At 72.1% G+C, this 14448-nt stretch carries 12 protein-coding genes; 4 read left to right on the forward strand and 8 right to left on the reverse strand.

Going from position 1 to position 14448, the window contains the following annotated elements; all coding sequences use genetic code 11:
- Positions 1-91: 91 nt before the first annotated feature.
- From ABZ382_RS07280 to ABZ382_RS07295, 4 genes are all read right to left on the reverse strand, one after another.
- Positions 92-4498 carry an SbcC/MukB-like Walker B domain-containing protein gene (locus tag ABZ382_RS07280; RefSeq protein WP_357085328.1) on the reverse strand — a complete coding sequence of 1469 codons (4407 nt, stop codon included), beginning with the start codon at positions 4496-4498 and terminating at the stop codon, positions 92-94.
- Positions 4498-5964: a TIGR02678 family protein gene (locus ABZ382_RS07285; protein ID WP_357085330.1), complete on the reverse strand. Its 1467-nt coding sequence runs from the start codon at positions 5962-5964 to the stop codon at positions 4498-4500. Before ABZ382_RS07285 ends, ABZ382_RS07280 begins: the two co-directional genes overlap by 1 nt.
- Positions 5964-7550 (reverse strand): TIGR02677 family protein, encoded by a 1587-nt coding sequence (locus ABZ382_RS07290; protein ID WP_357085922.1) that lies wholly within the window; start codon positions 7548-7550, stop codon positions 5964-5966. The genes ABZ382_RS07285 and ABZ382_RS07290 overlap by 1 nt, the downstream gene beginning before the upstream one ends.
- A 181-nt stretch (positions 7551-7731) precedes the next feature.
- Positions 7732-8304: a heme-binding protein gene (locus tag ABZ382_RS07295; protein ID WP_357085332.1), complete on the reverse strand. Its 573-nt coding sequence runs from the start codon at positions 8302-8304 to the stop codon at positions 7732-7734.
- Between the two features lie 209 nt (positions 8305-8513).
- On the opposite strand from ABZ382_RS07295, the gene ABZ382_RS07300 reads away from it, so the two are divergent.
- Together ABZ382_RS07300 and ABZ382_RS07305 are read left to right on the forward strand one after the other, a co-directional pair.
- Positions 8514-9668, forward strand: coding sequence for a sensor histidine kinase (locus tag ABZ382_RS07300; RefSeq protein WP_357085334.1), 1155 nt, complete (start codon positions 8514-8516; stop codon positions 9666-9668).
- Entirely contained in the window at positions 9665-10306 is a 642-nt protein-coding gene (locus ABZ382_RS07305; RefSeq protein ID WP_357085336.1) for a response regulator transcription factor, read from the forward strand. Before ABZ382_RS07300 ends, ABZ382_RS07305 begins: the two co-directional genes overlap by 4 nt.
- A gap of 3 nt (positions 10307-10309) precedes the next feature.
- Here the strand turns inward: ABZ382_RS07305 and ABZ382_RS07310 are convergent, their stop codons facing one another.
- Genes ABZ382_RS07310 through ABZ382_RS07320 form a run of 3 tightly spaced genes read right to left on the reverse strand, consistent with a single transcriptional unit; the run spans position 10310 to position 12861 of the window.
- Positions 10310-11572, reverse strand: coding sequence for an acyl-CoA dehydrogenase family protein (locus tag ABZ382_RS07310; RefSeq protein ID WP_357085338.1), 1263 nt, complete (start codon positions 11570-11572; stop codon positions 10310-10312).
- A 6-nt stretch (positions 11573-11578) separates the two neighbouring features.
- Positions 11579-12583 (reverse strand): phosphotransferase family protein, encoded by a 1005-nt coding sequence (locus tag ABZ382_RS07315; RefSeq protein ID WP_357085340.1) that lies wholly within the window; start codon positions 12581-12583, stop codon positions 11579-11581.
- Positions 12580-12861 (reverse strand): hypothetical protein, encoded by a 282-nt coding sequence (locus ABZ382_RS07320; protein ID WP_357085342.1) that lies wholly within the window; start codon positions 12859-12861, stop codon positions 12580-12582. Before ABZ382_RS07320 ends, ABZ382_RS07315 begins: the two co-directional genes overlap by 4 nt.
- A 198-nt stretch (positions 12862-13059) precedes the next feature.
- Between ABZ382_RS07320 and ABZ382_RS07325 the strand changes: the two genes are divergently transcribed.
- On the forward strand, positions 13060-13419 hold the full coding sequence (locus ABZ382_RS07325; RefSeq protein ID WP_357085343.1) for a DUF202 domain-containing protein: 360 nt from the start codon (positions 13060-13062) through the stop codon (positions 13417-13419).
- Positions 13416-13742, forward strand: coding sequence for a DUF202 domain-containing protein (locus tag ABZ382_RS07330; protein WP_357085345.1), 327 nt, complete (start codon positions 13416-13418; stop codon positions 13740-13742). Before ABZ382_RS07325 ends, ABZ382_RS07330 begins: the two co-directional genes overlap by 4 nt.
- Positions 13743-13813: 71 nt before the next feature.
- Here the strand turns inward: ABZ382_RS07330 and ABZ382_RS07335 are convergent, their stop codons facing one another.
- The gene (locus ABZ382_RS07335) at positions 13814-14407 is read right to left on the reverse strand and encodes a TetR/AcrR family transcriptional regulator (RefSeq protein ID WP_357085347.1); all 594 of its coding nucleotides are present in this window, start codon (positions 14405-14407) and stop codon (positions 13814-13816) included.
- Positions 14408-14448 lie beyond the last annotated feature (41 nt).

Consider the following 14448-nt stretch of genomic DNA (forward strand, 5'->3'; position numbering starts at 1 on the left):
ACTGCGACACGCGGATTGGGGTGTCCGTCCGGGCAGGACGAACCCGCCGCCACGGCCGGTGTCCAGTGGGGTTGCCGACGCCCGGATCGCGTCAATCGGTCAGTTCGAGTTCCTCGTCCATCGGGATCGCGCCCTCCAGCCCGTGCGGCAGGCGCCGCCGGTTGGGGGAGCCGAGCGCGGAGGTGAGGTCGGTGCCGTCGTGCTCGGCCAGCAGATCGTCCGAATCCCACACCAGCAGTGTGGCGCTGACGGTGTTCTCGGCCGCCGAGTGCGCCAGATCGTAGTGCGCGCAGGCGGGCACGTGCGGGTAGGTGATCCAGAGGTCGTAGCCGGTCATGAACAGGTCGAGGTCGAATTGCACCGAGAGCCCGAGCAGTTCGCTGCGGCCGTTGTCGTCGACACCCGCGAACGCCTCGTCCAGCGCCAGCAGGCGCGGCGCCTGCGGGTCGGCGGAGTCGAGCATCACGTGCGCGGCCGCGAACAGCGGAAGGTGCAGCGAGACCGACTGTTCACCGCCCGAGAGCGCGCTGTGGCGGGCCACGGTGAGGCGGTCCTCGGTGCCGTCGGCGGTGAGGATGGTGAACGAGAACACCCGCCAGGTGCGGTAATCGAGGGTGGCCGCGAGGATTTCGGGGAACGAGCGCTCCGGGTGCGCGGCACGGGCGGTGCGGATCTCGGCCGCGAAGTAGGCGCGGACGGTCGACAGGTCCTCCGGGGTGAGGTCGGCGGAGTCGCGGTCGAGCAGCTTGCACACCGCGCGCGCCGGCTCGGACAGGTTGTCGGCCAGCACCCAGTGCACGCCGATGGTGTTGCCCGAGGACATGCGGCGCTGCTTCATCTCCGCGCCCATGCGGGAGATGAGATCGCGGGCGTCGGAGGTGCGTTCGTGGATCTGCTGGGCCAGCCCGGTCAGCAGCGCGTCCTCGAGGATGCGGCGCTCGGCGTCGGTGAGCAGCAGTTCCTGATCGCGCCGGGCCGCGCCGATGCGCTCGGCGAAATCGGCCAGCGCGGACAGTCCGTGGTCGTCGTGCACCTGCACCACGGTGAGGCCGTCGGCGGCGTCCCAGTGCAGGCGGTAGTCCTGGCGCGCGGCGGCGAGCGCGGCGTCGAACTCCTGCAGGGCGGTGGTGACCGCGCTGCGGGTGGCCTTGCGGGCCGCCTCGCCCGCGCGCACCGAAGCGGTTGCGGTGGCGAGGTTCTCGAACAGGGCGGCCACCTCGGCGGGCAGTACGGCCGGTTCCTGCTCCGGATCGCCGTTCTCGATGCGGTACAGCAACTGCTCGGGGGTGGACCAGGCGGCGTCGCTCGCGGGCCAGCGGCTGTCGGCCGGAGCGCCCAGCAGGCTGAGCAGGTCCGGGCGCGCGTAGGGGGCGAGATGGCGGACGTCGGCGAGCAATTCGGTGAGCGCGGTGCCCAGGGTGTCGTGGGCGGCGCGGTGCGCGCCCTCGGCGGCGCCGACCGCCTCGATGGCCTCGGCGGCGGCCTTGCGGGCGGCCTTCTGCTCGGTCCGGGCGGCGTCGATGCGCTCGCGGGCCAGTTCCAGTTCGCGATCGATGTCGGCGGCCCCGGCGCCCAGCGCCTCGCGCAGGGTCTCCAGTTTGCGCAGCTGCTCTTCGTATCCGGAGCGGGCGGCCTCGGCCTCCTCGGCGAACGCCTCGGCCAGATCCTTGGATTCGTCGAGGCGGTCCCCGGCCTCGCGGGCCCGCTCGTGTTCGCGCTGATGGTCGCCGCGCAGGCGCAGCAGCGCGGTTCCGGCGTTCTCGAAGTGCCGGACCGCGGCCGCCAGCGCGTCCAGCTCGACCGGATCGCGGGGCGCGCGATGGTCGGCGGCGATGGCCCGGACCTTCTTGTCCGCGTTGGTGTATTCGGCCACCGCCTGATCGAGATCCCGCTCGGCCTGCGCGGCCGCCTCCGAGCGCGAGCGCAGCATGCCCGCGGCCTCGGCCACGCCGCGCAGGGCGGCGGTGACGGCGGTGGTGCGCGGAAGCGCCTTGGCGGCGGCCGAAATACGGCCCAGCTCGGCCGTGGCGGCCTGCTCCTCGGTCTGGGCGGTCTCGGCCTCGGCGACGGCCGTTTCGACGGCAGCGGCCAATTCCGCCAGCCGCAATTCGCGGCGGCGGGCGCGGGCGGTGGCGCCGACGAACTCGGCGTCGGTCTTCACGTGCCGACCCGACTGGACGCCTTGGCGATAGCGGCCGTCGGTCGCGATGGTCAGCTGCCCCTCGACGCCGACCGGTTGTGCGGCGGCCCCGGAGACGATGTGCGCCTTCTCCGCTCCCGCACCGGTGGCCGCCGCGTGCGGGGACTCGTAGAGGGCGATCGAGGCGAGCACCCCGGCGACGGTCTCCCGGGGAACCGTCAGCGCCGGTGAATCGTCCTCCACGACCAGCACATCCGCGAGCGTGCGCCCGCTGGGCCGTTGTTCGGGCGGCAGCGGCACCAGGAACTGGTCGGACGCGTGCGGCGGCAGCTCGCTCTCGGCGCAGACCCACGCGTCGAGCAGGTTCGCGGCCTGCAGCGCCGCCTCGAGCCCGGCGGCCTGCTGCGGCGCGACACCGTCGGCGAAGCGGACCGAACGCCACAGCGGCGCGCCGGGACGCTCCGCGCGCGCGTCCGTGCGGGCCGCGAAAGCCGGTGGCGCGTCGTCGCGTTCGGCCGCCACCCGCTCCCGTTCGGCCCGCAGTTCGCTCGCGCGGGCGGTGGCCTGCGCGGCGCGGGCGCGCGCCTCCTGGCGGCGGCCGCGGATCTCCTCGGTGAGCGGTTCGGTGCGCTCGGCCAGCACCTCGGCGGGGGTCGCGGGGACGGGGAGGTCCTCCAGCGCGGCCTCGGCACCCGGTGCGGCCCCGGCGGATGCGCCGGTCGCGGGGGTCTCCGCGCCGGACGCGTTCTCGCCCTTCTTGGCGCGGCCGTTCGGTGCGCCGCCGCCGCGGGCGAGCGGTTCGGTGCCGACCTCACCGAGGGCCTCGTTGAGCGCCTCGAACAGTCCGGTGCGGACGGGGGTGTACACCTCGCGGTGGGTGTCCCACCAGTCACGCAGGGTGATCGCGGTGTTCGAACGGGCCAGCGCGACAGCGGCTTCGGCCTCGGCGAGCTCGGCGGCCGCGGCATCACGCAGTTCCACCGCGCGGCCGGAGGCGCGCTCGGCGCGGGTGCGTTCGGTGCCCGCCTGGTCCACCAGGGTCAGCGCCCGCCGGACCGCGCGGACGTCGCCGTCGCGTTCCTCGGCGTGCGAGCGGACCGTGGTGGTGAGATGGTCGGCGCGCGCCGATTCCGGCAGCGTGGTCCAGGGAATACCGGCTTCCTCGGCGACCGAACGCAATTCGTCCTCGCCGCGCGACAGCGCCGACGCGGCATGGGCGACCGCCGCCTGCGCCCGCTCGGCCTCCTCGAGCCGCTGGTCCACGGTCTGACGGGATTTCAGCGCCTTGTCGTGGTGGACCGCGGCGGAGGTCTCCAGGCGGCGCACCGCGTCGGCGAGATCGTCGAGCTGCTGTTTGCCCTCGTAGGCGCTGGAGCGCTGCAGGGTCTCGCGGTCGGCGAGGGCCTGTTCGTAGGCGCGGTCGGCGTCCTCGGCGCGGGTCTCGGCGGCGGCGCGTTCGGTGTCGCGGCGGGTGCGCAGGGCCGCCGCGGCGTGCAGGGCGGTGCCCGCGTGGGTGACCGTGTCCAGACGCGTCCGCACCTGGTCGACGTCCGTCTTCGCCTGCACGGCCAGGTATTTCCGGTAGACGGTGACGAAATCGCGGGTCGCGGTGTCGGCCTGCACCAGACCCTCGAGGGTGCGCCCGACCTCCTCCATATCGCTGAAGGAGCGCGCGGCGTCGAGGATCAGCTGTTCGTCGAGCGGGCGCAGGCCGTCGGTGAGCGCCTGCGAGAGTCCGCGCGGGTCCAGGTTCTTGGCCAGCTGCGGGCGGCGCAGCGTCAGGATCAGATTGATCAGCTGGTCGTAGCGCTGCTGCCCGAGCCCGAACATGCGGGCGTCGATGGCCGCCCGGTACTCGACCGGCCGGTCCACGATGGTGTCGGAGCCGATCTGCTCGGCCAGCTGCTTGCGGGTCAGTGGCCGGTCGTCGGGGCCCAGCAGCGAGAAGTCCACGCCCACCCGGCCGTCGGCGACGAAGTACCAGCGCGTCACCTTGTCGTTGGAGCGGGTGGCGCGCATACCGATGCCGATGGTGACCGTCTCGGGGGAGTCCCAGTCGCCGCGCGCGAACTCCATCCACACGTACGAGTAGGCCGATTCCTGCTTGCGGTACAGCAGGTTCGACTTCATGGTGCGTTCCTCGCCCGCGAACGGGTTGAGGCGGCGCGGCTCGATACGGCCGTCCAGCACGAACGGGAACAGCACCTCGAGGGCCTTGGTCTTGCCGGAGCCGTTGGGGCCGCGCAGCACCAGGCGGCCGTCGGCGAAGCAGAATTCCTGGTCGCGGTAGTCCCAGAGGTTGATGATGCCCGCCCGGGTCGGGACGAAGCGCACTCCACCGTGAATGTGGTCGGCCATCAGTTCCCCGATCCCTTCGCTGTGCTGTCGGACGCAGTGCCCGCTGTGCTATTGGACGCAGTGCCCGCGGTGCTGTCGGTGGGCGCGTCGTCCGCGCCGAGTTCGGTGGGGGAGAGGAACAATTCGGACTCCGCGCGGGTGCGGATGGTCACGATCGCGCCCCGATAGCGGGCCAGCGCGGGCAGGATGAGCAGCCCGCCGTCGACCAGCTCCACCAGGCGTAGCCGTTCCAGCAGCGACACCACTTCGCCGGTGAGGCCCGCGACATCGGCCTGCCACTGCGCGGCGAAGGTATTGCCGTAGCGGTCGGTGAGCATCTTCACGGTGTCGCGGATCCACGACGATTCCAGGAACGGGAACTCCGGGATCTCGGGCTCCTCGGCGGGCTCGTCCGAATCCTCCTGGGCGCCGAACACATCCAGGGGATCGGCGAGCGGCGCGAACACCGTGGTGACGGGGATGGCGCTGTCGAGCTGTTCCACCAGATCGGTGTACGGGCGTTCCGGGCGCGGCCTGCGCTCGACCGGATTGTCGATGTCGAGGACCAGGTCCGCGATCTCGCCCGCCAGCAGCAGCGCCACCTGGGCGAGCGTGCCGGTGCCCGGGAACCGCACATCGGAGAGCCGGCCCGAACTGTCGATCAGCGCAACGCCTTCCGCGCGCCGCTCGGCTCGCAGCCCGGTCAGGTACTCGACCTCGGTGACCAGTTTCTCCTGCGCCAGCAGCGACCGTTCGGGTTCGTCGAGTTCGTCGGCGTAGACCACCGGCTTCTCGACCAGCGCCCGGCGCACCCTGCGGGCCGCGGCGGCCGGTGCGGGGGAACGGGTTTCGGCCGCGCCGCCCGCCGCCTCCGACAGCAGCCCGGTCACGCTCTGCAGGTGCTGGAGCGCGCGCGGCGGCCGGAACAGGGCGAACACGATGGACCGGTCGATGTCGTAGAGCGCCTCCCCGGCCTCGGGGTCGCTGGCCCAGCCGCCCGCGTCACCGTCGGCGAGGGTGACCGCGCCGCGCGCCGCCAGCCAGCCCACCGCGTCGACGAAGGCGTCGCGATCGGCGGCCCGGTCCGGCGCGAGCTCGAGCCCGTCGACCCGTTCGGTGTAGGCGGCCACCTGATCGGCCAACTCCGACAAGGTGATCTGATCCCCGGCGCGGCCCAGCGCGGCCAGCGCCAGCGCCAGATACGCGTAGCGGCGGCGGTCGAAGACGCGGTCGCCGGTGGTGCGGGCGGGACGGCCGGCGTCGAGCTCGTCGAGGACCGGGAACAGGCGCGCGGTGGTCTCGGTGACCTCGAGGCGATAGCCGAACAGTTCGGCCAGATCCTCGCGCAGTTCGGTCGCCCACCGCCGCAGCAGCGGCAGCGCGATCCGGTCGGGGTAGGCGCGGGTGACCAGATGGTTGGCCAGGATGACCCGGGCGGCGCGCTGGTAGCTGTCCAGGGCGAGTGAATCGATGGTGCGCGCGTGCATCAGCCGACCTCCCCGCCTTGGCCGTCGGGCTCGTCGAACGGTGGCGGTGAGCCGCCCCGATCCTTCTGCGCCGCAGGGGATTTGCGTCCCCGCAGCGCGGCCGTCTCGCGCACTTCCAGGCGTCGGTTGTTCAGGTACAGCACGCCCTTGGAGGTTCGGACCAGCGTGGACCCCGCGTGTTCGGAGACGGTGAGGGTGACGCCGTTGTCGGAACCGGAGGTGCCCGGCACCCGGCCGCTCACCGGCACCCACGCGGTGGAGGCGGCGTCCAGCAGTTTCAGCAGGACCTCGGTCTCGCCCTCGTCGAGTTCCCGGTCGTAGAGGTCGGCGGTGGCCAGCGAGCGCGCGGCCTCGGCGCGGGCGCGCTGGGCGTCCAGCTGGGCCTGGCGCAGCCGCCGGATGCCGGCGTCATTGCGTTGCAGCCGCGCGGGTGCGCCCGGCGTGGGCGGCCGCCCGGTCTCGGCGAGCGTGCGGGCGATCTCCAACGGCGGTGCGTCCCACCAGGATCGGATGGCCGGGATCACGTCGGCGTCGGGATGCTGCATGGACAGGTGCCGGGGCCGTCCCAGACCGAACACCGCGTCGTAGAGGGCGTGCGCGGCGTCCGCGCTGGGGGCGGCGGTGAACCAGCCCGCCAGGTGCCGCAGCGCGGATTCGCGGCTGACGCCGCCCTTGCGGGTCTCGGTCACCCGCCGCAGCAGCGAGAGCACAGCGGCGATGGCGCTCATGGTGGCCTCGCGCAGCCGCTCGCATTCGGTGAGCCCGCCCTCGTCGTCGCCGATGAACCAGCCGCGCAGGCCCTGCCAGCGGGCTCGCCAATCGGCTTGGCGTTCTTCGGGGTCGAGCAGCACCCGTTCGTCGCAGCGGGCGGCGCGTTCGATGAGGTCCTCGACGCCGGTGTCCTCGACCTCGCGGATGGCGGTGGCCAGCCGGGGCGCGAAACGCGCCAGGTCCATGGAGAATTCGCGCATGTGCGCCAGCAGCGCGTCCTTGTGCGCGAGGAACGCCTCGGGGGTGGCCTCGGTGGTGCGGACCAGATCGCCCAGGGTCAGATAGAAGTGCGCGGCGCGTTCGGCCAGGTCGGTGAGCGCCCGGTCGAGCCGGTTCAGCACCCGGTAGACGCGCGGGGCGTCGGCGCTCTTGTTGGCCTCGGCCAGGGTGTGCAGATCCGCGAGCAGTTCCGGCAGCACCAGCCGCGAGAGCGCGGCCTCGTCGAGCCGGGCCTCGAGCACATCGGACACCGCGCGGAAGGCCTGATATCCGGCCTGGGAGAACTGGTAGACGAAGTGCCGGTTCCGGTACTCGGCCAGGGTGGCCGCGCGGGTGCCGTCGTAACTGCGTTCCAGCACGCCCCAGTGATGCAGCTGTTCGAGCAGCGGCCCGACCTCGGTGGCGGTGAGAGCGGGCGCGCCCGGGCAACGTTCGAGCGTGTCGGCCACGTCGGAGGCGTGCAGCAGCACCACATAGGCGGCGCGGGCGGTATCGAAGGCGCGGAGAACCCACAGGTAGTCGGCCCGCTTCTCGGCGGTGGCGAAGGAGAACAACCGCAGCCGGTCGGCGTCGCTGCGCCTCTCCGCGGTTGGAATCTCCTCGGACCCGACCCCCTTCGGGTCGGGCAGCAATCCGTCAGCGGACTCGGTCACCGGGAGAAGGTTAGTACCCCCTGCCGACCGGTTCGGAATCGTGCCGAGTGTCGGCGCGCCCGATCGGGCCAGGGTGACCGGTTCCGCCGCTCACGGTCCTGATGACGAGGTGTGAACCGGACGATCAGTTGCCCAGCGCGGCGACGCCCGCCTGCGCGAACTTCTCGTCCAGATCGCCGCTCGGCGCGCCCGCGACACCGATGCCCGCGATCGGCGCGCCGCCCTTGGCGGTGACCGGCGCGCCGCCGCCCAGGAACAGGGTGCCGTCGATGTCGGCCAGGTGCGGCGCGCCGTCGAGACGCTTGGCCAGCACCGAGGTCGGGGCGTTCCACGACACCGCGGTGAACGCCTTCTGCTGGGCGGAGGTGTAGGACTGCGGGCCCGCGCCGTCGCCGCGCAGGGTGACGACGGTATTGCCGTCGCGGTCCACCACCGCGACCGTCACGTGCTGGTTCTCCTTGACCGCGGCGTCCAGGGCGGCCTGCGCGGCCTTGGTGGCGGCGGCGATGGTCAGGTGGGTGCTCTGCGCCAGGTTGCCATTGGCCACATCGGCGGCGACCGGAGTCTTCGTGCCCGGGTCGGGATCCTGGGCGTTGACCGACACCACGCCGATCACCCCGGCCGCCGCGACGGCCGCGACCGCGCCGCCGATGATCAGGCGCTTGCGAGTGGGGTTCGTGGGCTGCTCGGGGGTCATGACATCCTCCTGGGATTCGGGTGAAAGCTGTTCGCTGGGTTCGTCATCCAGCGTGCGGCCCGGAACGGCCCGGCACATCGGCGCAGTGGCTGGGATTCGGCGCGCGATCCGGCCGAACCCCGTATCAACCGATCGGATGACCCGGACGGCCGTGCGCGCGCGGCAGAATGAGGGTGTTTGCCCGTCGCTGTCGCCGAGGAGGTGCTCGCATGCCGTCGTCCCGGGACGACACCCGGCTGCTGGGCACCATCGTGCACAGCGCCTTCTACGTGCTGCTGGCCGCGTCGCTGCTGCGATTCGTGCTGCGGCATCCCGAGAGTCCGCGCATGCCGTGGGTGATCGGGCTCTCGCTGGCGCTGGCCGTGCTCTATGTGGTGAGCGAACTGCGCGCCTCCGAACGGCTGGTGTGGTTCGCGCTGCTGGTGTCGGGCTGGGCGGTACTGGTCGTGCTGGCGCCGAGTTTCGCGTGGTGCGCGGTCCCGCTGCTCTACACCGGGCTGCGGATCCTGCCGGTGCGGGTGGCGCTGGCCCTGGTCGCCGGGCTGACCGCCTTCGTGGTGTGGGCGCAGCTGAAGCTGGCGGGCTGGATCGACCCGAACCTGCTGCTGGCCCCGCCCGCGGTCGCCGCCCTGACCACCGCGCTGTTCCTGGGCCTGCTGCGCACCACCGAACGGCAGGCCGCGCTCATCGACGACCTGCGCGCCACCCGCCGCGAACTGGCCGCCACCGAACGCCGCGAGGGCACCCTCGCCGAACGTCAGCGCCTGGCCATGGAGATCCACGACACCCTCGCGCAAGGGCTTTCGAGCCAGCGCATGCTGTTGCAGGCCGCCGACCGGATCTGGGACAGCGATCCCGGCGCGGCTCGTGAGCACGTGCGCGGCGCGGCCGGGGTGGCCGAACACAATCTGGCCGAGGCCCGCCGCTTCGTCCACGACCTCGCCCCGACCGACCTCGCCGCGGGCGGCTCCCTGGTCGCGGCACTGGAGGCGATGGCGCGGCGGGAGGGCGGCGACACCCTCACCGTGCGCGTGCACGTCGAGGGCGCGGCGGTGGGCCTGCCAGCGGGGGTGGAGGCCGCGCTGCTGCGGATCGCGCAGGGCGCGCTGGCCAATGCGCGCGAGCACGCGGAAGCCAACACCGTCACCATCACCCTCACCGATCTCGGCGACCGCCTGGTCCTTGACATCGCCGACGACGGAACGGGTTTCGACCCGGCGACGCTGCCCACCGCCGCCGACCGCGGCCACGGCCTGCCCGCCATGCGCGCCCGCCTGCGCCAGCTCGGCGGTGTCCTCACCGTCGAATCCGCCCCCGGGGACGGCACCGTCGTCTCCGCCGAAGTCCCCTTGGAGCGGCCGTGACCGACGCGAAAACCCCTGTCCGCCTGGTGCTCTGCGACGACCACGCGGTGGTCCGCGCGGGTCTGCGCGCCCTGCTCGGCAGCGCCTCCGACATCGAGGTGGTCGGCGAGGCGGGCAGCGGCCCCGAGGCTGTCGCCCTCGCCGAACGCCTGCACCCCGACGTCGTCCTGATGGACCTGCAGCTCGGCGGCGACATGGACGGCATCGAAGCCACCCGCCGCATCACCACCACTGTGCGGCCCGCCCCCTACATCCTGGTGCTCACCACCTTCGACACCGACGCCGACATCACCCGTGCCATCGCCGCGGGCGCGACCGGCTACCTGCTCAAAGCCGAACGGCCCGAAGAACTCTTCGCCGCCATCCATGCCGCCGCCCAGGGCCGCACCGCGCTCTCCCCGCCGATCGCCGACCGCGTCCTCAACCGCATGCGCAACCCGCAGCCCGCGTTGACCGCCCGCGAACTCGACATCCTCGCCCAGCTGTCCCAAGGTCTGGGCAATCGCGAGATCGCGCGCGCCCTGCATGTCAGCGAGGCGACGGTGAAGACCCACCTGGGCCGCATCTACGACAAGCTCGGTGTCGACACCCGGGCCGCGGCGGTCGCGGTCGCCAACGAGCAGCGGCTGCTGAAGTAGCTCTCAGACGCCCTTGGGGGTGGACTGGCGCATGAAACCGAACAGGTAGCCCGCGACGCGGCGCATCTGAATCTCCTCGCTGCCCTCGGTGATTCGATACCGGCGGTGGTGGCGGTAGATGTGCTCGAACGGGGTGTGGCGGGAGTAGCCGAGGCCGCCGTGGATCTGCATGGCGCGGTCCGCGGCCTCGCAGCACAGGCGGTTGGACCAGTAGTTGCACATGGAGACCTGCGCGGATTGCGTGAACGGCCCGTAGCGGTCCATGGACCAGGCGGTCTTGTGGATCAGGGTGCGCAGCATCTCGCACTGGGTGCTCAACTCCACCACCGGGAACTGGATGGCCTGGTTGGCGGACAGGGGAGTGCCGAAGGTGCTCCGCTGGTTGGCGTAGGCGATGGACGCGTCGATGCAGTACTGGGCGGCGCCCAGGCTGGATGCCGCTTGGCGGAGCCGGTTCTCGTTGAAGAAGTGCTGGACCACGGCCAAACCGCGACCCTCCCGGCCGAAGACCGCCGTGTCGGGGACGCGGACATCGTCGAGAACGACGTGGGCGTGGTCGGTGGGCATATTGAAGGTCCACAGGAACTCGGCGACCGTGAAGCCGGGAGCGCCGACCGGGACCAGGAAGGCGGTGATGCCGGTGGCGTCGCCGGGACTGCCGGAGGTGCGGGCGAAGATCAGGTCCGCCTCGGCGTGATGCATACCGGTATTGAAGGTCTTCTCGCCGTTGAGAATCCAGTGATCGCCATCGCGCACGGCGGTGGTCTCCATGAAGGTGGCATCGGAGCCGTGGGCGGGTTCGGTGATGCCGAAGCCGAAGAACCGGTCGCCGGTGGCCAGACCGTCGATCCACGCCGATTTCTGTGCGGGCGAACCGTATTCGTGCATGAGCAGCAGTCCGACATTGTTGGCGACGACCGCGTGCTCGGTCTGCAGATCACAGTGCAGCCCCAGGCCGCGACGGGCCAGATGCTCCCGGATCACGGCCATATCGAGATTGGAGCCGCCCCGGCCGCCGTACTCGGCGGGATAGGCGTAGCGCAGATGCCCGGCGGCGTCGGCGCGGTGGCGGGCCTCGGCCAGCAGCGCCTCCCATTCGGCGCTGGGCAGGCCGCCGCGATCCCAGTCGGTGCGGGCGTCCTCCCGGCGGTGGTCGAAGAAGCGCCGGTTGTCGCCGGACCGTTCCAGCGGCGCCAGGTCGTTGTCGATGAACTCGTCCAGTTCGGCCAGGTACTTGCGCAGTGCTTCGGGGAGTTCGAAATCCATGGCGGGTCACCTCGATCCGGTCGGGCGGAGCTGCATGAGCAGATCCCATTCGATCTCGGGGATGCGCCGCCCGCTGGCGGCCATCACGATGTCGGGCACGGTGCCGTCCAGGAACGCGGCGGCCTGCTCGGCGAGCATGGCGCCCCACGCCAGCGTGCCCGCCACCTTCCACCAGCGGAATCGGTCGGAATCGAAATCGCCGCCGGCGCCGGTGTATCCGCGCATGAATCGATCGCGGCCTGCGAAACCGCCGAATTCGCGGTCGTCGACACCGAACCGCCACATCCGCAGCGCCGACCAGGCCGCGTCGCGCATCGGATCGCCGAAACGCCGCGCACCCTCCCAATCCAGCACCGCGCGCAGGCCGTCCGGGCCGACGATCAGATTGCCGTTGCGGATATCGGTGTGCAGCAGGGTGCGCCGATCGGGGGCCGCGGGCAGCTGCCGGGCCAGCCAGCGCAGGGCGAACGCGAAGACCGGGCGGTCGGGGAGCAGGCGGGCGACCGTCGATTCGGCCTGCGCGAGAAACGCTTCCGCGGGATCCTCGTCCGGGTCGCCGGGCAGGTCGGGAGAGGCCAGCGCCGGGTCGATCGCGTGCAGCAGCGCCATCGCCGCACCCAGCTGCCCGGCCACCAGGTCCCCGATCCCGGCGTCGTGGACCAGACGAAGCACCCGCCGCGGCACGGTCTCACCGTCGAGACGCTCGGAGAGCAGGAAGGGCTCGGCCGTATAGCCGGTATCGGTGCACACCGCCAGCACGTGTGGGACCGGAACACCGTGCTCGCGCGCCACTTCGCGCACGCCCGCCTCGGTCTCGACCGGCAGCAGCTGAATGCTGCCGGGCACCAGCGTGGCGACCAGACGCAGCACGCACCCGCCCAGATCGGCGTCGAAGGCGACATTGCGCCGCCGCGCGCCGGCCGACAGCGGCCGCAGGTCCGACACCGTCACCGCGCGGCCGATGTCGTCGGACAGGAAGCGCGCCAGGCCCGCCGCGAGCTCGCCGGTCATTCGCCTTCCCACGCGTCGTAACCGGGTTTGGCCACGGCCAGATCGGCACGCACCACGGGAACCAGCGCGGCCCACAGCGCCGCGTCGTCGAACTCGTCGACCGGCGTGTCGGATTCGGGCGGCGGCTCGACGGTGAGCTCCCGTTCCAGCACGCGGGCCAGATGCGCACCGACCCGGGCCTGATGGCGCAGCTCCGGCGGCAGGGCGGGCAGCAGCCTCGATTCGAGGAGCTCCGCGAGCGCCGCCAGCACTTGCGGTGCGGTGGGCCGATACTGCATGGCGTGCCTCCGCCGGGAAATCCGTTGTTCGGCAGGTAAACCGGGATCGTACGGGATCGCGACGCGCCACGGCCTCGAATTGCGGGCGAATGCCCGCAGTTGCGGTGTCGTCGTTCTCGGCCCGATTCGTGTCATGATCGGGTCGGCGGCCGGCTCGTGCGCCGCGACCGCGACAGCGCTATCGGACAGGTGGTGAGGGTGGAAGACCAGGGCCAGCCGGCGAACGAAGCGGAGCAGCCGCTCGACTACCGCTTCACTCTCGCCAACGAACGCACCTACCTCGCGTGGATCCGCACCTCGCTCGGGCTGCTCGCCGCCGGCGTCGCGGTCCACACCCTGGTGCAGCCGTTCCACCACGCCGGGATCCGGCGCGCGCTCTCGCTGAGCTGCATCGTGCTGGCGGTCACGCTCGCGGTCGGGGCGTACACGCACTGGCGGGACGTGCAGGCCCGCATGACCCGCGGCGACGCGCTCGGGAACACGCTGCTCGTGCCGATCCTGGCGGCAGGCATCGCCGTCGTGTCGATCTTCGCGGCCGTCGCGACGGTGTGGACATGACCGAAGCGCCCACCTTTTACTCCGAACGCACCGCGCTGGCCTGGCGGCGCACCGCCATCGCCGCCATGGGCACATCGGCGCTGTTCGTGAATCACGCAGCCGCCAGCGGCTGGCACCCGGCGGCTATCGGACCCGCGCTGGCGGCGGCCGGACTGCTGCTGCTCGCGGGGATCAGCTTCGCGCGCAACAATTCCCTGCACCACGGACATCGCGAGCACGGCCCGCGCGCCGTGGCCATGGCCACGGCGGTGGTCCTGGCCGTATGCGCGGTGGCGTTGTTCATCGCGTTCTTCGTTCCTGGCGCACCATCGGCTACCACCTAGGCGGATGGTTTCGAGACCACTCGGGCAGGGGCCGGAACCCGTGCGGCCGCTACGAAATCCGGGTGGTCGGTTCAGTTTCCGCGCGACAGCAGCGTGGTGAGGGTACGGCGGACCGCCTCGGACGCGGCCCGCGCCGACAGCCCGCGGCGGTCGATCAGATGGTGTCGGTAGGGCCAGCCGATGGTGGCGTCGAGCAGGTCGAGCAACTGTTCACCGGTGTCGGCGGCCAGCTCGGGGGCGAAGCCGTGGGCCAGCGCCTCGCGAATCCGCTTGTCGGTCAGCCGCATCCGGGCATCGACCGCCGGCGTGCGCAGCGACTCGATCAGGCCCAGCACCCGCGGCTCGCGCTGCAACCGGAAGATCGCCTCGCCCTGCCGCACCACCGTGTCGATGCGCTGTTCCAGCGGCCGGTCCGGATCGATGTCCGCGATCAGCGCCTCGACCTGCTCGGACTGCTGGTCCACCGCGGCCGTGAGCAGCGCGGTGCGAGACGGGAAGTGCACGAAGATACTGCGTTCGGACACCCCGGCCCGCTCGGCGATATCGCGGGTGGTGGGGTCGAACTCGCCCTCGTGCACCGCCGACAGCAAGCCCTCGATGATGGCCCTGCGGGTCTGCGGCGGATTGCGCCGTCGCCGCGGACCGTCGCCTTTGCCCTCACTCATGGGGGAATCCGATCACATCGGGCCGGACCGCTCACGCGCAG

The sequence above is a fragment of the Nocardia sp. NPDC005825 genome, from assembly GCF_040630175.1.
Taxonomy (GTDB): domain Bacteria; phylum Actinomycetota; class Actinomycetes; order Mycobacteriales; family Mycobacteriaceae; genus Nocardia.